Annotated in this window: 17 protein-coding genes; 2 read left to right on the plus strand and 15 right to left on the minus strand. The window is 64.3% G+C overall.

What is annotated here, in order from left to right:
• Positions 1–154: 154 nt before the first annotated feature.
• The 10 genes from hscA to EYW47_RS13245 all read right to left on the minus strand — a co-directional run bounded on the left by hscA (position 155) and on the right by EYW47_RS13245 (position 8,957).
• The gene (hscA, locus tag EYW47_RS13200) at positions 155–2,026 is read right to left on the minus strand and encodes a Fe-S protein assembly chaperone HscA (RefSeq protein WP_133195282.1); all 1,872 of its coding nucleotides are present in this window, start codon (positions 2,024–2,026) and stop codon (positions 155–157) included.
• Between the two features lie 146 nt (positions 2,027–2,172).
• Positions 2,173–2,709 carry a Fe-S protein assembly co-chaperone HscB gene (hscB, locus tag EYW47_RS13205; RefSeq protein ID WP_133195283.1) on the minus strand — a complete coding sequence of 179 codons (537 nt, stop codon included), beginning with the start codon at positions 2,707–2,709 and terminating at the stop codon, positions 2,173–2,175.
• A 118-nt stretch (positions 2,710–2,827) separates the two neighbouring features.
• Positions 2,828–3,151 (minus strand): iron-sulfur cluster assembly protein IscA, encoded by a 324-nt coding sequence (iscA, locus tag EYW47_RS13210; RefSeq protein ID WP_028216880.1) that lies wholly within the window; start codon positions 3,149–3,151, stop codon positions 2,828–2,830.
• Positions 3,152–3,174: 23 nt separating this feature from the next.
• Positions 3,175–3,579 (minus strand): Fe-S cluster assembly scaffold IscU, encoded by a 405-nt coding sequence (iscU, locus tag EYW47_RS13215; RefSeq protein ID WP_133195284.1) that lies wholly within the window; start codon positions 3,577–3,579, stop codon positions 3,175–3,177.
• A gap of 92 nt (positions 3,580–3,671) precedes the next feature.
• A complete protein-coding gene (locus tag EYW47_RS13220) occupies positions 3,672–4,895 on the minus strand; it encodes an IscS subfamily cysteine desulfurase (RefSeq protein ID WP_133195285.1) in 1,224 nt (407 codons plus the stop codon).
• Positions 4,896–4,973: 78 nt separating this feature from the next.
• Positions 4,974–5,507, minus strand: a complete 534-nt coding sequence (gene iscR, locus EYW47_RS13225) for a Fe-S cluster assembly transcriptional regulator IscR (RefSeq protein ID WP_028216877.1) — start codon at positions 5,505–5,507, stop codon at positions 4,974–4,976.
• A 153-nt stretch (positions 5,508–5,660) separates the two neighbouring features.
• Positions 5,661–6,143, minus strand: a complete 483-nt coding sequence (locus tag EYW47_RS13230; protein ID WP_133195286.1) for a low molecular weight protein-tyrosine-phosphatase — start codon at positions 6,141–6,143, stop codon at positions 5,661–5,663.
• Positions 6,144–6,261: 118 nt separating this feature from the next.
• On the minus strand, positions 6,262–6,501 hold the full coding sequence (locus tag EYW47_RS13235) for a hypothetical protein (protein ID WP_028216875.1): 240 nt from the start codon (positions 6,499–6,501) through the stop codon (positions 6,262–6,264).
• Between the two features lie 159 nt (positions 6,502–6,660).
• On the minus strand, positions 6,661–8,097 hold the full coding sequence (locus EYW47_RS13240) for a lactate utilization protein B (protein WP_133195287.1): 1,437 nt from the start codon (positions 8,095–8,097) through the stop codon (positions 6,661–6,663).
• 137 nt (positions 8,098–8,234) lie between these two features.
• Entirely contained in the window at positions 8,235–8,957 is a 723-nt protein-coding gene (locus EYW47_RS13245) for a (Fe-S)-binding protein (RefSeq protein ID WP_133195288.1), read from the minus strand.
• 236 nt (positions 8,958–9,193) lie between these two features.
• Here EYW47_RS13245 and EYW47_RS13250 point away from each other — a divergent pair, with 236 nt between their 5' ends.
• Positions 9,194–9,994 (plus strand): IclR family transcriptional regulator, encoded by an 801-nt coding sequence (locus tag EYW47_RS13250; protein WP_028216872.1) that lies wholly within the window; start codon positions 9,194–9,196, stop codon positions 9,992–9,994.
• Between the two features lie 86 nt (positions 9,995–10,080).
• Here the strand turns inward: EYW47_RS13250 and EYW47_RS13255 are convergent, their stop codons facing one another.
• The 3 genes from EYW47_RS13255 to pbpG form a co-directional block, all read right to left on the minus strand.
• Positions 10,081–10,605 carry a helix-turn-helix transcriptional regulator gene (locus tag EYW47_RS13255; protein ID WP_133195289.1) on the minus strand — a complete coding sequence of 175 codons (525 nt, stop codon included), beginning with the start codon at positions 10,603–10,605 and terminating at the stop codon, positions 10,081–10,083.
• 3 nt (positions 10,606–10,608) lie between these two features.
• Entirely contained in the window at positions 10,609–10,896 is a 288-nt protein-coding gene (locus tag EYW47_RS41785; protein WP_133195290.1) for a hypothetical protein, read from the minus strand.
• Between the two features lie 256 nt (positions 10,897–11,152).
• Positions 11,153–12,337, minus strand: coding sequence for a D-alanyl-D-alanine endopeptidase (gene pbpG, locus EYW47_RS13265; RefSeq protein ID WP_133195291.1), 1,185 nt, complete (start codon positions 12,335–12,337; stop codon positions 11,153–11,155).
• A 740-nt stretch (positions 12,338–13,077) separates the two neighbouring features.
• Here pbpG and EYW47_RS13270 point away from each other — a divergent pair.
• A complete protein-coding gene (locus EYW47_RS13270) occupies positions 13,078–13,653 on the plus strand; it encodes a phasin family protein (RefSeq protein WP_133195292.1) in 576 nt (191 codons plus the stop codon).
• Between the two features lie 209 nt (positions 13,654–13,862).
• Here EYW47_RS13270 and lpdA read toward each other — a convergent pair whose 3' ends face one another.
• Complete coding sequence (lpdA, locus tag EYW47_RS13275) at positions 13,863–15,632, minus strand: dihydrolipoyl dehydrogenase (protein WP_133195293.1); 1,770 nt, start codon at positions 15,630–15,632, stop codon at positions 13,863–13,865.
• 87 nt (positions 15,633–15,719) lie between these two features.
• Positions 15,720–17,390, minus strand: coding sequence for a dihydrolipoyllysine-residue acetyltransferase (aceF, locus tag EYW47_RS13280; RefSeq protein ID WP_133195294.1), 1,671 nt, complete (start codon positions 17,388–17,390; stop codon positions 15,720–15,722).
• Positions 17,391–17,431: the final 41 nt, after the last annotated feature.

Here is a 17,431-nt window from a genome sequence, read left to right on the forward strand (position 1 = left end):
GCCCATTCTACTGACGTCGCGCGCCTTGCTGCATCGGGAAAGCACGCACGCGTGGCGTGCTTTCCGGTGCGTTTGCCGGCGCGCGTTCAACGTCCATTAAGTGTTCACTGAGCGCGCATGGAAGCGCGAATTCAGCGGCGCATTAGCCACGCATTTAGCCGATCTCGTCGAGCTTCTTGCCCGCGAGCGCGCGCTTGATGCCCTTGTCCATGCGCCGTGCGGCGAACTCGTCGGTACCCTCGGCGAGCGCCTTGGTCGCCGCTTCGATGGCGTCGGTGTCTTCGCCCTGCACGATTTGCGCAAGCGCCGCGATCAGCGCATCGAGTTGCGTGCGCTCCTCGGCGCTCAGCAGCTCGCCATCAGCGGCCAGTGCGGAGTTCGTCGCTTCGACGACGCGCTGCGCCTCCACCTGCGCCTCGCGCAGCGCGCGCGCGCGCATGTCGATGTCGGCTGTCTTGAAGCTGTCTTCGAGCATCTTCGCGATGTCGTCGTCGGCGAGACCGTAGGACGGCTTCACCACCACCGACGCCTCCACGCCCGAGATCTGCTCGCGCGCGAACACGGACAAGAGGCCATCGGCGTCCACCTGGTAGGTCACGCGGATGCGCGCCGCACCGGCCACCATCGGCGGAATGCCGCGCAGCTCGAAGCGCGCGAGCGAGCGGCAGTCGGAGACGAGCTCGCGCTCGCCCTGCACCACGTGGATCGCCATCGCGGACTGGCCGTCCTTGAAGGTCGTGAACTCCTGCGCTCGCGCGACCGGAATGGTCGAGTTGCGCGGGATGATCTTCTCGACGAGCCCGCCCATCGTCTCCACGCCGAGCGACAGCGGGATCACGTCGAGCAGCAGCCAGTCGTCCTCGCCATTGCGGTTGCCGGCGAGCAAGTCGGCCTGGATCGCCGCACCGAGCGCGACAACCTGATCCGGGTCCAGATTCGTGAGCGGCGGCTGGCCGAAATACTGCTCGACGGCGCGCCGGATCACCGGCATGCGCGTCGCGCCGCCCACCAGCACTACGCCCTTCACGTCCTTCGCGGCCACCTTGGCGTCGCGCAGCGCTTTCTTCGTGGGCGTGAGCGTGCGCTGCACGAGCGCCTGCGTGAGCGCCTCGAAGCGCGGCTCGTCGATCGTCAGCGCGATCTGCTTGCCGTTCGAGAGCGCGACGTCGATGCGCGCCTCGGCCGCCGACGAGAGCGCTTCCTTCGCGTCGCGCACGCGGTCGAGCAAGAGGCGCACGTCTTCGGGCGCGAGCGTGGCGCGCTCGATGCCGGACTGCTCGAGCACCCAGGCAAAGAGAGCGTGATCGAAGTCGTCGCCGCCGAGCGCGGAATCGCCGCCCGCCGCGAGCACTTCGAATACGCCTTTGGTGAGCTTGAGAATCGACAGGTCGAAGGTGCCGCCACCCAGGTCGTAGACCGCGTAGAGCCCTTCGGCGCCGTTGTCGAGGCCGTAGGCGATGGCCGCCGCTGTCGGCTCGTTGAGCAGGCGCAGCACGTTCAGGCCGGCAAGGCGCGCGGCGTCCTTGGTGGCCTGGCGCTGTGCTTCGTCGAAGTAAGCCGGCACCGTGATGACCGCGCCGACGAGCTCGTCGCCGAGCGTGTCTTCCGCGCGCTGGCGCAGCGTGGCGAGGATTTCCGCCGACACCTCGACCGGGCTCTTCACGCCATCGATGGTCTGGATCTGCACCATGCCCGGGGCGTCGACGAATTCGTACGGCGCGTTCGCCGCGCCTTCCACCTCGGCCTTGCCGCGGCCCATGAAGCGCTTGACCGAGACGATCGTGTTGCGCGGATCGGTGGCCGCGTCGGACTTGGCCGTGCGGCCGATGCGGCGCCCGCCGTTCGCGAGATAGCGCACGACCGACGGGAGCAGCACGTGGCCGTCCGCGTCGGGCAGCACGTCGGGCACGCCGCTGCGCACGGCGGCGACCAGCGAGTTCGTCGTGCCGAGGTCGATGCCGACGGCGAGCCGCCGCTGATGCGGCGCCGGCGCCATGCCGGGTTCGGAAATTTGCAGTAGTGCCATCTGTGTGATCTGTTGCGGGCCGCCTCACATCGTCGATCGATCAGTCGTCGTATCGATGCGTACCGATGAATCGGCAGCCCAGTCCTGTATCCGTGTTCTACGCTCTTTTTTGCTGTGCGCCCAGTCGGGGACGCCGAGCCGGGGCCCTAGCCTTCCAGCCGCTCGATCTGCGAGTCGACTTCGGCCGCCACACGCTCGACGAACATCAGCTGGCGCACGGCTTCCGCCGCCGGCTGGTTTGACCCGCTGTCGAGCCATGCCCCCAGCTTCGCGAGGCGCACGCGCTCGTCGTCGCGCAATTCGGCGAGAAGCGCATCGAGCGCATCGACGTTCTTCGCGCCCACCGCGTCCTCGATCGACTCGCGCCACTCCATCTGCTGCATCAGGAACGCGGGCTCCATGGCCGTGTTGTTCTCCGCGCCCACGTCGATGCCGCGCAAATGCAGCAGGTACGTCGCGCGCTTGAGCGGGTCGCGCAGCGTCTGATACGCCTCGTTCGTGCGCGTGGCCCATTGCATCGCCACGCGCTTTTGCGCCTCGCCGGCCGCGGCGAAGCGGTCGGGGTGCACCTGCGCCTGCACGGTGCGGTAGGCGTGGTCGAGCGCGGCGCCGTCGAGCGCGAACTGCTCGGGCAGGCCGAACAGCACGAAATGGCTATCGGAGAGCGAAGAAAGCGAGGCCATCGGAATGAACGTTCGGGTGAGGCTGTCGTCAGGATCGGTCGCACTGCTATCGCGCGGTGCGCCGCATCAAAAAATCAAAAAGGCGGCACAGGCCGCCTTTTCAGCGCAACGCGCGAACTCAAACGCGGAAGGACTCGCCGCAACCGCACTCGTCCTTCACGTTCGGGTTGTTGAACTTGAAGCCCTCGTTCAGGCCTTCGCGCACGAAGTCCAGCTCCGTGCCGTCGATATAGGAGAGGCTCTTCGGGTCCACGATGACCTTCACGCCGTGGCTCTCGAACACGTTGTCCTCGGGCGCGAGCTCGTCGACATATTCGAGCTTGTAGGCGAGGCCCGAGCAGCCCGTCGTACGCACGCCAAGGCGCAAGCCCACGCCCTTGCCGCGACGGACCAGGTACTTCTGCACGTGCTGTGCCGCTTTTTCTGTCAACGTGATTGCCATAACGTTCTCGCCCTGACCAGTCCTTAAGCCGCGTCGGCCTTTGCTTCCGTCGTGTGACGCTGACGGTAATCGGCCACCGCTGCCTTGATCGCGTCTTCCGCGAGAATCGAGCAGTGGATCTTCACCGGCGGCAGCGCCAGCTCTTCAGCGATGTGCGTGTTCTTGATCGAGAGTGCCTGATCGAGCGTCTTGCCCTTGACCCACTCGGTCACGAGCGAGCTCGAAGCGATAGCCGAGCCGCAGCCATAGGTCTTGAACTTTGCGTCCTCGATGACACCGTCCGCGCCCACGCGGATCTGCAGCTTCATGACGTCGCCGCATGCCGGCGCGCCAACCATGCCGGTACCGACCGCGTCGTCGTCTTTCGCGAACGAGCCGACGTTGCGCGGGTTTTCGTAGTGGTCCAGAACCTTGTCGCTATATGCCATGATCACACTCCTTCAATTCGTGTTTGCCGCGCTGCATCTGAATTGCGCTGCGGCCGGTTCGTTGTTTCGCTGCCGACTGCGGCCGGTACGCCTTAGTGCGCCGCCCACTGGATGGTCGACAGGTCGATGCCGTCCTGGTGCATTTCCCACAGCGGCGAGAGCTCGCGCAGCTTGGCGATCTTCGTCTGCAGCAGGTTGATCACGTAATCGACGTCCTGTTCGGTCGTGAAGCGGCCCACCGTGAAGCGGATCGAGCTGTGCGCCAGCTCGTCGTTGCGGCCGAGCGCGCGCAGCACGTACGACGGCTCGAGCGACGCCGAGGTGCACGCCGAGCCCGACGACACGGCCACGTCCTTGACCGCCATGATCAGCGACTCGCCTTCGACGAAGTTGAAGCTGATGTTCAGGTTGTGCGGGACACGCTTTTCCATGTCGCCGTTCACGTAGGTCTCTTCGATTTCCGAGAGGCCCTTGAGCAGACGGTCGCGCAGCATGCGCACGCGCTCGTTTTCCGTCGCCATTTCCTCGCGCGCAATGCGGAACGCCTCGCCCATGCCGACGATCTGGTGCGTGGCGAGCGTGCCCGAGCGCATGCCGCGCTCATGGCCGCCACCGTGCATCTGCGCTTCGATGCGCACGCGCGGCTTGCGTCGCACGTACAGCGCGCCGATGCCCTTCGGGCCGTAGGTCTTGTGCGCCGAGAACGACATCAGGTCGACCTTGAGCTTTTGCAGGTCGATGGGCGCCTTGCCCGTCGATTGCGCGGCGTCGACGTGGAAAATGATGCCCTTCTCACGGCAGATCTCGCCGATCGCCTCGATGTCCTGGATCACGCCGATCTCGTTGTTCACGTGCATGACCGAAACCAGGATCGTGTCCGGGCGGATCGCCGCCTTGAGCGCTTCAAGGTCGATCAGGCCGTTGTCGAGCACGTCGAGATACGTGACTTCGTAGCCTTCGCGTTCCAGCTCGCGGCAGGTGTCGAGCACGGCCTTGTGCTCGGTCTTCACCGTGATGATGTGCTTGCCTTTGCTCTTGTAGAAGTGCGCGGCGCCCTTGATCGCGAGGTTGTCCGATTCGGTAGCACCGGAGGTCCAGATGATTTCGCGCGGGTCGGCGTTCACGAGCGCCGCGACGTTCTCGCGCGCTTCCTCGACGGCGCGCTCCGCGTCCCAGCCATAGGCGTGGCTGCGCGACGCCGGATTGCCGAACTGCTCGCGCAGATACGGAATCATCTTGTCCACCACGCGCGGGTCGACAGGCGTCGTCGCGCTGTAGTCCATATAAATGGGCAGGTGGGGAATGTCGTTATTCATCTATCGCTCCGGGGGATTCTGTCTGCTGCTCTATGTATTGCGCTGGCCGTAATCGGGATCGCGAATCGCGTTCGCGAGTCAGGAGCCGGCCATGTTGAATATGGAATTCGGCCCGAGCGGCACCGTGCGCACCGGCTCCATCGCCGGCGCTTCGGTGCGGCGATCGCGCAGGACCGTGGGCGCTGCGCCTTCGCGGGCGCGCTGCTTGTCCACCAGATCCTTGAGCGACACCGAATCGAGGTACTCGACCATCTTCTGGTTCAGCGTCGACCAGAGCTCGTGCGTCATGCAATGGCCGTCGTGCTGCTTGGTGCCTTCGCAGGCGCCCTTGCCGCCGCACTGGGTGGCGTCGAGCGGCTCGTCCACGGCGATGATGATGTCCGCAACGGTGACGTCCTCCGCGCGGCGCGCGAGGTTATAGCCACCGCCCGGCCCACGGACCGATTCGACGATTTCATGACGGCGCAGCTTGCCGAACAACTGTTCCAGGTAAGACAGCGAGATGTGCTGTCGCTGGCTGATACCCGCAAGCGTCACCGGGCCCTGCTCCTGGCGCAGGGCCAGGTCGATCATCGCCGTAACGGCGAAACGGCCTTTGGTGGTGAGTCTCATGATGTAGGGGAACCGCTAATCTCGACAATTTTCGTCAAGTATAAATACATGACTAGTTTAGTCAAGTATCCGCGCTGCCAATTGGGTTATTAGGCGCATGACGAAAAGGGAAAACGGCGCAAACTTGCGTGAGGATGCGCCGCGACGTTCATCTCAGTCCGCCAGCCGCGGACGCAACACCGACAGCAAGCCCGAACAGGCCGCTTCGCACTGGTCAAGCACCGCCTCGAACCCCGCGTCGCCGCCAAAATAGGGGTCGGTCACCACGCGCTCCTGCGCGTGCGGTGCAAATTCCATCAGCAGACGAATCTTGTCGCGCCCGGCAGAAGGCGCCACTTGCTGGAGCGCCGTCACATTGGCGTCGTCCATCGCAACGATCAAGTCGAACGTGCCAAAGTCTTCAGCCGCGATCTGACGCGCGCGCAGCGGCGCCAGATCGTAGCCGCGCTTCGCCGCGGCGCGCTGGGCGCGTTCGTCAGGCGCCTCGCCGATATGCCAGTCGCCGGTGCCCGCCGAATCGACCGACACGTGCGTGCTCAAGCCCGCCTCGTCGACAAGACGCCGCATCACGGCTTCAGCCGTAGGCGAGCGGCAGATGTTGCCAAGACAAACGAAGCAGACGGAAACCTTTTTCATCGTGTCGGGTGTGAGGCGGGAAGCGGCTTGACGCAAGCCACTCGGCGCAAACGAACCATCGATTATACAAAGTGTCGGCGACGGACGCTGGGCGATTCCCGCGCCGTCACCGGTACATTTAGATCGCGCTCGTCTGCGGCGGCAACGGCGCCACGCTGCGCATTGCCTTGACAGGCGCCTTGACGTCGCCAGCATCGCCAACCAGGCCATACGACACAGTGCGCGCCAGCTCGGCGCTAACTTGATCGGCTGCCAGCGGGAACTGCTGCTCGGCGGTATGCCAGGCATGGGCCCACGCAATCGCCGCAAGCGGCACAATCAGCGCCAGCGGCCAATACACCACTATTTTCTTTCTCATGATGCGACTCTCTCTCGACTGTAGGGCGACACGTGCGAACGCACTATCGCCAGTCGAAATGATATAGATGATCGCAATCAGGAGAAACCCGGCAAAGACGAACACACTGTTGTCGCAGATTAAACAGTGCACGGTCTGCCGTTGATGAGCGCCCAATCGTCACGTCTTCCGCGCGCGTCCCGTCGTGTCCAGATGCGTGTGCCGCGCAGCGTACAGCTCGCGGAACGTACGGCCGACCGGAGCCGGCATGTCGCGCCCATCGGTCCAACCGCGCGCGAACGGCAGTTTGCGAATGAGCTGCGACTGGCCTCCCATGCGCTCCAGCACGCGCACGCCGAGCTTCGTGAGCAGCGCATACGCGCCGGGATGCAGGGCGAACCACCCCCACACCGCCAGCGCGGCGCGCTCGCGCCATGGGCGCAGGCGCCGCTCCGCCTGCTTCTCGCGCAGTTTGCGCAGCAGGTCCGAAAGCGGGATACCCACCGGGCAGACGCTATTGCACTCCCCGCAGAGCGTGGCGGCCTGCGGCAGATCGAGTGCCTTGTCGAGACCAACGTAGCTGGGCGTGAGCACGGACCCCATCGGCCCCGGATAGACCCATCCGTACGCGTGCCCGCCCACCTTCTGATAGACGGGACAATGGTTCATGCACGCTCCGCAACGTATGCAGCGCAGCATCTCCTGGAATTCGCCGCCGATCAGGCCGGTGCGCCCGCCGTCGACGAGCACGACATACATATGCTCCGGGCCGTCCTGATCTTGCGCACCGCGGGGGCCCGTGAGGACGGAAAAGTAGTTCGAGGTGGCCTGCCCCGTAGCGGAGCGCGGCAGCAGGCGCATCGCGGTGGCGAGGTCCTCGAGCGTCGGCAGGACCTTTTCTATGCCGGTGACCGCCACGTGCACGCGCGGCATCACGGTACACATGCCCTCGTTGCCTTCGTTCGTCACGAGCACGACCGAGCCCGTCTCCGCGACGAGAAAGTTGCCGCCCGTCACGCCCATGTCCGCCGAAAGGAAGTGCGGCCGCAGAACCTCGCGCGCCTCGCGCGTCATGTCGGGGATCTCGGTGAGGCGCGGCTTGTGATGCGTCTTCGCGAACAGATCGGCGATCTCGTCCTTGTCCTTGTGAACGACAGGCGCAATGATGTGGCTCGGCGGCTCGTTATTGTTGATCTGCAGGATGTATTCGCCGAGATCCGTCTCGATGGATTGCACGCCCATCCCGGCAAGCACGGTGTTGAGCTGCATCTCCTCGGAGACCATCGACTTCGTCTTGATGACCTTGCGCACCCCATGCTTGCGCGCGATTTCGGCGACGAGCTTCGCCGCATCGCGAGCCGTCTCGGCGAACAGGACCGTCACGCCGCGCCGTGTGGCCTCGGCCTCGAATTGCTCGATCCAGACGTCGAGATTCTCCAGCGCGCGATTGCGCCGCTCCTTGAGTGCGGCGCGCGTGGCCGGAAAATCGATCGCCGTGATCGCCTCTGCGCGAGCGGAAACGAACTTGGTCGAGAGCTTCTTGAGGTTTTGCTGAAGACGCTGATCGGCCAGCTTCTGGCCAGCGCGCGCCTTGAATTGCATCGATTGAACTTGCATGGCGTGGATTCGGGGCGTGTGTGCTTTCGTATGCGGTCGGATTCAGGCGAATTCCTGTGGCGTCATGCCGTGGGCGCCTCACCCGGTGAACAGAATGCCGCCACCTGGCCGCAACCAGACGGCGATCGCGCGGCGCCTCAAACGTCGCCGGCAAGCACCTGGGCGATATGCAGCACGCGGGTACTGGAATCGCCGGTGCGACGCAAACGCCCTTCGATGTTCAGCATGCAGCCGAGGTCGCCGAGCACCACTGTGCCCGCCCCGCTTGCCTGTACGTTCATGCATTTTTCGTCGGCGATCGCCGTGGAGATCTCGCCATACTTGACCGCAAACGTGCCGCCGAAGCCGCAACAGTGCTCGCAGTCCTTCATCTCCTGCACGGCCACGCCGCGCTGCGCGAGCAACGCGCGCGGTTGCGCCTTCACGCCCAGTTCGCGCAGTCCCGCGCATGAGTCGTGATAGGTTACCGGCCCGCGGAATTCGCCCTCGGGCAGCGTGACTTTCGCGACATTCACGAGGAAGTCCGTCAATTCGTAGACGCGCTCGCGCAGCCTGCCGTAACGCGCCATCAGTTCCGGGTCGTCGCGAAAGAGATCGCCGTAATGCACGCGGATCATGCCGCCACACGAGCCCGAAGGCACCACCACATAGTCGAATTGCTCGAATTCGCGCAGCGTCTTTTCCGCCAGGTCACGCGCGAGCGCGCGCTCGCCCGAGTTGTAGGCCGGTTGGCCACAGCAGGTCTGCGCAGGCGGCACGTCCACCTCATAGCCGGCCTCCTCGAGCAACTTGATCGCCGAAAAACCAACTTCGGGACGCATTGTGTCGATGAGGCAAGTGACGAACAAACCGACTCGCATGGGAACTCCTTGTGAAAACCGTCCCCGATTATCCGACGTTTCGCCGCCACCACCAACGCCGGACTGCCCCAGGATGGGCCGTCGGACGCGCTCGACAGGCCTGCGAGCGCGTGCGCCGCGCCGGCGCGCCGTCCCGTCTGCTGCTGTCTTTTTTCACCATACGAGATACAATGGGCGCTTCCGCGTCGCGTTTCCAATACGCGCCAAACGATTCTGCCCCCGGAATTTGCCCCCCCATGACCGACACCAATCCGGATCCGAAGACCTCGATTCAGGTGATCGAGCGCATGATGCGCCTACTCGACGCGCTTGCCGCGCACACCGATCCGGTCAGCCTGAAGGATCTCGCGCAACGCACCGAACTCCATCCGTCCACCGCACACCGTATTCTCAACGACATGGTGAGCTGCCGGCTCGTCGACCGCTCGGACCCCGGCACATACCGGCTCGGCATGCGGCTGCTGGAGCTCGGCAATCTCGTGAAGGCGCGCCTCTCGGTGCGCGATGCCGCGCTCACGCCCATGCGCGAGCTGCATCGCCTTACGGGCCAGACCGTGAACCTCTCCGTGCGCCAGGGCGACGAAATCGTTTATATTGAGCGCGCCTACTCGGAGCGCTCCGGCATGCAAGTGGTGCGGGCAATCGGCGGCCGCGCGCCGCTGCACCTCACCTCGGTCGGCAAGCTCTTTCTGGCCGCCGACGAAGCAAATCGCGTGCGCGCCTATGCCACCCGTACGGGCCTTTCGGGTCACACGCGCAACAGCATCACCGACCTTGGCCGGCTGGAGCGCGAACTCGCGCACGTGCGCCAGCAATCCTGCGCACGCGATAACGAAGAGCTGGAACTGGGCGTGCGCTGCATTGCAGCGGGCATCTACGACGACACCGGCAAGCTCGTCGCCGGACTTTCTCTCTCCGCGCCCGCCGACCGGCTTCAGGACTCGTGGCTTGGGCAACTGAGCAAGACGGCGCTCACGATTTCAGAATCACTCGGCTATCACCCGGAGCCCGCCGAAGGCAACGTGCAGACCGCCTGAGGCCAACGGTTGCGCGAACCTGCTTCGCAGCCAGGTCGAAATCCCCCAAGCGCCGGCAGGTCCGGCGCTCCCCTTCTTCATGCTCCTCAGTCGACAAGCTCTGTAAGCTGGCACTTGATGCCCGCGTCGATTTCGCGCGCCTCCTTCGCCAGATTGACCTGCTTCGCGGTACACGCCGTCTCCAGCAACGCGACGTCGATGCTATAGCCCTGGCGGCCGCTCAACCACGCGAGGATGTCGCCGAGATGCCAGAGCGACGGATTTCCTTCGTGCACAGGCGGCGGAAAATCTGCCGTGTGCGCGAGCATCAACTTACGCATGTTCTGACGTGACATGCCTGTCATGTCTGCAACATCTGTCAAGCCGACAAGATCCGGCGTGGCCTCCACAAGACGCGCGTGAGGCGCCGCCCGCTTCACGTTCTGCAACGCCGAGTAGATAGCCGACCACGCGCTCTCGCTCTCGCGTGCGAATGCCAGTGCGACGCGGCCAGGCTGCCCTACGCCGATCGTGGCGTCGTCGCAGCCCGCTTGCGCCAGCCGCTCCACGAGGTCGTCGTGATCGCAATCTTCTGTCGCGAGCTGATACTTGAGCGTGAATACATAGTTCATGAGTTACTCCTGCTGTTTGGCATTCGATCGCTCGGGCGGCGCGTTCGCGCGCTGCGCCGTGCAATGGTCGACCACGCGCCTCAACAAATGCGCATGGTTGCCGGCGTTTCGCGGCGTGCTCCAGATGCTCGTGATGCAAAACTCCGCGCATCGGCAATCTGCCTGGTTATACGGGCAGTACATCCTGCCCCACGCGTGACCATTGCCCTTACCTGGCTGAACTAACCAACCCCTGGCTTCGGCATAAGCCAGCGCAGCCTCGACCTCTTTCTTGGGATGCGATCGTCTCATCGGCAAACTCAGTGTATGAGCCGCCACAGAAGTTGTCAATTGACAACCGACAAACCTGCGGCAGCCAAATCGCGCTATCCGGCCGGACAGCGCGTCTCGAACCACTGAAATTCTGCTGACGAAACCGATCGTCCAACAGCTGGCCTCATGGCGTAGGAAGCGCCCAGACTGGCCCGAAAAACAAACGCCCCGCAATTGCGGGGCGTTTGTGCTGGAGAAGCCGAAAGCGGCTTGATTGGCCTGATATCGGGCCCGATCAGGTGCCCGGGCCGCCCGCGTCCGCGCTCGTGATGCGCGGCTGCTGGTCGGCACCGCCGTTATCGAGCCACGTGCGCACGCGAGTCGCATCGGCGAAACGCGAATACTTGCCGCTCGAATCGAGCAGCACCATGATGACCGGGCGGCTGTGGACCGTCGTCTGCATCACGAGGCACTCGCCCGCTTCGTTGATGAAGCCGGTCTTCTGCAGGCCGATGTCCCACGACGGATTGCGGATCAGTGCGTTCGTGCTGTTGTAGGCGAGATTGCGCTTGCCCGTAAACACGTCGTAGCTACGATCGGTCGAGAACTGGCGGATCATCGGATACTGATAGGCCGCGTTCACCATCTTCACGAGGTCACGCGCGGTCGAGACGTTGTGGCTAGAGAGCCCCGTGGAATTCTCGAAGTGCGTGTCGGTCATGCCAAGCTGCTTCGCCTTGGCGTTCATGGCCGCGATGAACGCAGGACGCCCACCCGGGTAGTAACGCGAAAGCGCCGCCGCCGCGCGGTTTTCCGACGCCATCAGCGCGATATGCAGCATGTCTTCGCGCGAGAGCACCGAGCCCACCGAGAGGCGCGAACCGGTGTTCTTCTCGTAGTCGCGGTCTTCGTCGGTGACTTCGATCTGTTCGGTGAGCGGCGCCTTGGAATCGAGCACGACCATCGCGGTCATCAGCTTGGAGATCGAGGCGATCGGCACGACGGCATGCGAATTCTTGTCGAAGAGCGGTTCCAGCGAGTTCTGGTCGACCACGTAGGCCACGCCCGAGCGCAGCATCAGCGAATCGGGCGTTTCATGCAGGCCGAACGCCTGGCCCACGGTCGGCTGACGCGGCTCGAACGCAACACGGCGCACCGCCGTGTGATGGCGGCCGTTCATCGTGTAGCTGACGCGGCGCTTCTTGACTGTCGGACGCGCATCGTCTTCCTTCGCGGCGACAGTGCGGGTCGCACCCGCTTTTTTGGCAACCTTCGCGGGCGCCTGCGCGCTGCTCGTGGCCTTCTTGGCAGTCTTTTTGGCCTTGGCCGTATTGGCCGCAGCGGTGTTCTGCGACGCAGCAAAAGCGCCCTCGGGCACTACGAGCGTCGCACTGATGACCACGGAGACAGCCACCGACAGCGCGGTACTGACAACCGATGAGGGCACCAGCTTGAACGACAGGAGCTTGTCGGATTTCATTGGTGTTCTGGATGAAGCGGCGGGATCGTTCGCCAAGTGTAGTAAAACCACGAAAAATTCGCAAATTGAAGCACTTATGGCTACTCGTTAAACCGAAGTCTGGCTTTCAATTGAGCTGACCAATGCGCTTCGCACATTCGATGGAGAGAGACAATCGCCTGGGCGGTCCCACCCTTCTGCGCCTTGCGCCGGCAACGTTTGTTGATTGCCTACGCATTGACGGCGCACGCCATGCAGAACTTGATGTGGGGGAAATACCGAGGACGATTCTCTGACACCGGTGCCGCCGAACCACGCGACGCGCATTCGACAGCAATAGATCTTTAACGTTCCATGACGAAATCTGGTGGACGCGACAAGTTCAATCCGGCACCGGCCTTCAACGAATCATACGGCGCACGCCACGGACGGCGCGCATCGTAAGACTCAATCTTGCCAGATCGAGCGCACCTATGCTTGACCGTGTCAGGAAAGGCCGCGCAGTAAGTCGGATGCAGACACTATGCCGCAGTTCAGCGAGACGCCTGGGCGCAAGTTCATGCCGAGCGCATAAGTAGTTGTTTAATAATACTTTCATGTAATTGTGCGTCGCACCAAAAGTTCTTGACTTTCGTCTCCAGCGACCTAAAATCGAGATTAATGTTGCGACGCACCAAAGCGCCGTGCAGATCACTCTGAGTCTTGCCACTTACTTCAGGCGACCCGCGAACGAGGCCGCCAAACATCCAGGAGCGTAAACCATGAGTCTGCTGACCCCTGAGCAATTCGCCGCTGCCCAGAAAGCCAACCTCGAAACGCTGTTCGGTCTCACCGGCAAGGCATTCGAAGGCGTGGAAAAGCTCGTCGAATTGAATCTTCAGGCCGTTCGCTCGAACCTGGCGGAATCGCAGGAACAGGCGCAGCGCGCGCTGTCGGCAAAGGACGCGCAAGAGTTCTTCGCCCTGCAATCGAGCTTCGCTCAACCGCTCGCCGAAAAGCTGCTCTCGTACGGCCGCCACGTCTATGAAATCGCCTCGGCTACGCAAGCCGAGTTCGCCAAGGTCGCTGAAGCGCACTACGAAGAGCAGAACCGCAAGGTCCAGTCGCTCGTCGACAACGTCGCCAAGAACGCACCGGCCGGTTCGGAAACCGCCGTCGCCGTGATCAAGTCGGCCATCAACGCTGCGAACACGACCTACGAAACGGTCCACAAGGCCACCAAGCAAGCCGTCGAAATCGCCGAAAGCAACTTCAACGCCGCCACCGCCGCAGCCAGCAAGGCTGCTGCGCAAGCTTCGCGTTCGGCTGCCGCCGCTACCGCCAAGAAGCCGGCCTGAACGTCGCGTATCGACCTGTGGCGCGCTGAAATGCGCGCCCAGCGCCGGACCTGACGCTCCGGTCCGGCACGTCGCTTGCCCGGTCGCTGGAGGCCGGGAATTTTTTTACGCTCCGGCGCCTCTCGCAGCCAATCACAGCGACCCTACTGCCCAAGTGAAAACGGCGCACTCCTCGCGGAGTGCGCCGTTTCTTCATGCGCGCGGCAAACTTACTTCTTCTTTTGCGGCGGCAGGTCCGTGCAGACGCCTTCGTACAGCTCGGCGGCCATGCCTACCGACTCGCCCAGCGTCGGGTGCGGGTGGATCGTCTTGCCGATGTCGGTCGCGTCCGCGCCCATTTCCACGGCGAGGCAGACTTCGCTGATGAGGTCGCCCGCGTTCAGGCCGACGATGCCGCCGCCGATCACGCGATGCGTCTCTTCGTCGAAGATCAGCTTGGTGAAGCCCTCGTCGCGGCCATTGGCGATCGCGCGGCCCGAAGCGGCCCACGGGAACACCGCCTTGCCGTACTTGATGCCTTCGGCCTTGCACTGCTCTTCGGTCTTGCCGGCCCACGCCACTTCCGGATCGGTGTAGGCCACCGACGGAATCTGCAGGGCGTCGAAGTACGCCTTCTCGCCGTGCGCCGCTTCGGCCGCCACGTGGCCTTCATGCACGGCCTTGTGCGCGAGCATCGGCTGACCGACGACGTCGCCAATCGCGAAGATGTGCGGCACGTTGGTGCGCTGCTGCTTGTCGACTTCGATGAAGCCGCGATCCGTCACCGCCACGCCGGCCTTGTCCGCGCCGATCTTCTTGCCGTTGGGCGAGCGGCCCACGGCGACCAGCACGAGGTCGTAGCGCTGCGCTTCGGCCGGAGCCTTCTCGCCTTCGAACGAGACGTAGATGCCGTCGTCCTTCGCCTCGGCCTTCGTCGTTTTGGTCTTGAGCATGACGTTCGCGAAGCGCTTCGCGTTGTACTTCTCCCAGACCTTCACGAGATCGCGGTCGGCGCCGGCCATCAGGCCGTCGAGCATTTCCACGACGTCGATCTGCGCGCCGAGCGTCGCGTAAACCGTCGCCATTTCCAGGCCGATAATGCCGCCGCCGATCACCAGCATCTTCTGCGGGATCTGGCGCAGTTCGAGCGCGCCGGTCGAGTCGACCACGCGCGGATCTTCCGGCATGAACGGCAGCTTCACAGCCTGCGAGCCGGCTGCGATGATCGCCTGCTTGAAGCGGACAATCTTCTTGCCGCCCTCGCCCGCCACTTCCATGTGGTACGGATCGAGGAACGTGCCAAGACCGGTCACGACTTCGACCTTGCGCGCCTTCGCCATGCCGGCGAGACCGCCGGTGAGCTTCTTGACCACGCCCGACTTGAAATCGCGCAACTTGTCCAGATCGATCTGCGGTTTGCCGAACGTGATGCCGTGCGAGCCGAGCGCTTCGGCTTCGTCGATCACGAGCGCCGTGTGCAGGAGCGCCTTCGACGGAATGCAGCCGACGTTCAGGCACACGCCGCCAAGCGTCGAATAGCGCTCGACGAGCACGGTCTTCATGCCGAGGTCGGCGGAGCGGAACGCCGCCGAATAGCCGCCGGGACCGGCGCCGAGCACGAGCATGTCGCATTCGACGTCGGCGCTGCCGCCAAAGCTGCCGGCTTGCGGCGCGCTTGCTGCCGCCTTCGGCGCTTCGGCAGCCTTCGGTGCCTCGGCCTTCGGTGCTGCAGCCGGAGCCGCCGCGCCCGCCGTTGCACCTTCGGAAGCTTCGACCAGCGCGATCACGGTGCCTTGCGACGCCTTGTCGCCCGCCTTGATCTTCACTTCCTTGACGGTGCCCGCGACATCGCTGGGCACTTCCATCGTGGCCTTGTCCGACTCGAGCGAGAGCAGCGTCTGCTCTTTCTCGATCACGTCGCCGGCCTTGATGTTGACTTCGATGACGTCGATATCCTTGAAGTCGCCGATATCCGGCACTTTCACTTCGACGAGACTCATGGTGTCCCCTTATGGAACGACCGGCCACGCCCGCCGCGACGCGCACCCGTTGGTGCGGCGCCGCGGCGCGAGCCGGTCGAAGCGGTTTTACAGGATCACGCGGCGGAAATCGCCGAGGATCTGGCCGAGGTACGCGTTAAAGCGCGCGGCAGCGGCGCCGTCGATCACGCGGTGGTCGTACGAGAGCGAGAGCGGCAGCGTGAGGCGCGGCACGAACTGCTTGCCGTCCCACACTGGCTTCATGGCGCTCTTCGAGAGGCCCAGGATCGCCACTTCGGGCGCGTTGATGATCGGCGTGAAGTTCGTGCCGCCGATGCCGCCGAGCGACGAGATCGAGAAGCAGCCGCCTTGCATCTGGTCGGGCTTCAACTTGCCTTCGCGCGCGAGCTTCGAGAGCTCGGCCATTTCCCTGGCGATGTCGACGAGGCCCTTCTTGTCCGCGTCCCGGATCACCGGCACGACGAGGCCGTTCGGCGTGTCAGCGGCAAAACCGATGTGGTAGTACTGCTTGAATACGAGATTGTCGCCGTCGAGGCTCGCGTTGAACGCCGGGAACTTCTTCAGCGCCGCGACGCAGGCCTTGATGACGAACGCGAGCATCGTGAACTTCACGCCCGACTTCTCGTTTTCCTTGTTCAGCTGCACGCGCAGCGCTTCGAGGTCGGTGATGTCCGCTTCGTCGTTGTTCGTGACGTGCGGGATCATGACCCAGTTGCGGTGCAGGTTCGCGCCGGAAATCTTCTTGATGCGCGAAAGCGGCTGCGAGTCGATCGGACCGAACTTCGTGAAGTCGACCTTCGGCCACGGCAGCAGGTTCAGGCCCGCGCCGCCGCCGGCAGGTGCCGCGGCAGCGGCAGGCGCCGCCAGCGCGCCCGTCATCACGCCCTTCACGAACGCGGTGACGTCGTCCTGGGTGATGCGGCCCTTCGGCCCCGTGCCCGTGACGCGGCCGACGTCCACGCCCAGATCGCGCGCGAACTTGCGCACGGACGGCGATGCGTGGCTCGGACGGCGCGTGCCGCCTTCGCCTGCCGGGATGATCGGCGCCTGCGCGAGCGCCGACGGTGCGGCGGGTGCGGGCTTGGCCGCGGCGGGCGCAGGGGCGTCCGACGGCTCTTCGACGTGCTTCGCAGCCGGGGCGGCGGCAGGCGCCGCAGCACCCTCTGCTTCGACGATGACGATCTCCGTGCCTTCCGACACGTTGTCGCCCACCTTCACTTTGATTTCCTTGACGACGCCGGCCACCGGGCTCGGCACGTCCATGGTCGCCTTGTCCGACTCGAGCGTGACGAGCGACTGCTCCTTCTCGACGCGCTCGCCAACCTTCACGTCGATCTCGATGACCGGCACATCCTTGTAGTCACCGATGTCGGGGACTTTGACGCTTTGCACGCCACCGCTTGCGGCAGGCGCTGCCGCTGCGGCAGGCGCGGCGGCGGCCGGTGCAGCGGCGGGAGCCGCAGCCGGTGCCGCGGCAGGCGCAGCAGCAGGCGCCGCAGCCGGAGCCGCGGCGGCACCCGCGCCGTTCAGCACGAGCACGAGCGAGCCTTCCGACACGTTGTCGCCCACCTTGACCTTCACTTCCTTGACCGTGCCCGAGGCCGGGCTCGGCACGTCCATCGTCGCTTTATCCGATTCCAGCGTGATGAGCGACTGCTCTTTTTCGACGGTATCACCCGCCTTCACCAGCACCTCGATCACAGGAATGTCCGTGTAATCGCCGATGTCCGGCACTTTGACTTCGATCGCTTGACTCATTGTTAGTGTCTCCGGGGCCGCATACGACGCGCCTCCCCGCT

The sequence above is a fragment of the Paraburkholderia silviterrae genome, from assembly GCF_004353915.1.
Taxonomy (GTDB): Bacteria; Pseudomonadota; Gammaproteobacteria; order Burkholderiales; family Burkholderiaceae; genus Paraburkholderia; species Paraburkholderia silviterrae.

Coding starts and splice junctions, on each gene's coding strand:
- hscB (WP_133195283.1), bottom strand. CDS start 2,709: ATGGCCTCGCTTTCTTCGCTCTCCGATAGCCATTTCGTGCTGTTCGGC.
- aceF (WP_133195294.1), bottom strand. CDS start 17,390: ATGAGTCAAGCGATCGAAGTCAAAGTGCCGGACATCGGCGATTACACG.
- EYW47_RS13235 (WP_028216875.1), bottom strand. CDS start 6,501: ATGAGAAAGAAAATAGTGGTGTATTGGCCGCTGGCGCTGATTGTGCCG.
- iscA (WP_028216880.1), bottom strand. CDS start 3,151: ATGGCAATCACGTTGACAGAAAAAGCGGCACAGCACGTGCAGAAGTAC.
- iscU (WP_133195284.1), bottom strand. CDS start 3,579: ATGGCATATAGCGACAAGGTTCTGGACCACTACGAAAACCCGCGCAAC.
- pbpG (WP_133195291.1), bottom strand. CDS start 12,337: ATGAAATCCGACAAGCTCCTGTCGTTCAAGCTGGTGCCCTCATCGGTT.
- EYW47_RS13270 (WP_133195292.1), top strand. CDS start 13,078: ATGAGTCTGCTGACCCCTGAGCAATTCGCCGCTGCCCAGAAAGCCAAC.
- EYW47_RS13230 (WP_133195286.1), bottom strand. CDS start 6,143: ATGAAAAAGGTTTCCGTCTGCTTCGTTTGTCTTGGCAACATCTGCCGC.
- EYW47_RS13245 (WP_133195288.1), bottom strand. CDS start 8,957: ATGCGAGTCGGTTTGTTCGTCACTTGCCTCATCGACACAATGCGTCCC.
- EYW47_RS13250 (WP_028216872.1), top strand. CDS start 9,194: ATGACCGACACCAATCCGGATCCGAAGACCTCGATTCAGGTGATCGAG.
- lpdA (WP_133195293.1), bottom strand. CDS start 15,632: ATGAGTCTCGTCGAAGTGAAAGTGCCGGATATCGGCGACTTCAAGGAT.
- iscR (WP_028216877.1), bottom strand. CDS start 5,507: ATGAGACTCACCACCAAAGGCCGTTTCGCCGTTACGGCGATGATCGAC.
- EYW47_RS13255 (WP_133195289.1), bottom strand. CDS start 10,605: ATGAACTATGTATTCACGCTCAAGTATCAGCTCGCGACAGAAGATTGC.
- EYW47_RS41785 (WP_133195290.1), bottom strand. CDS start 10,896: ATGAGACGATCGCATCCCAAGAAAGAGGTCGAGGCTGCGCTGGCTTAT.
- hscA (WP_133195282.1), bottom strand. CDS start 2,026: ATGGCACTACTGCAAATTTCCGAACCCGGCATGGCGCCGGCGCCGCAT.
- EYW47_RS13220 (WP_133195285.1), bottom strand. CDS start 4,895: ATGAATAACGACATTCCCCACCTGCCCATTTATATGGACTACAGCGCG.
- EYW47_RS13240 (WP_133195287.1), bottom strand. CDS start 8,097: ATGCAAGTTCAATCGATGCAATTCAAGGCGCGCGCTGGCCAGAAGCTG.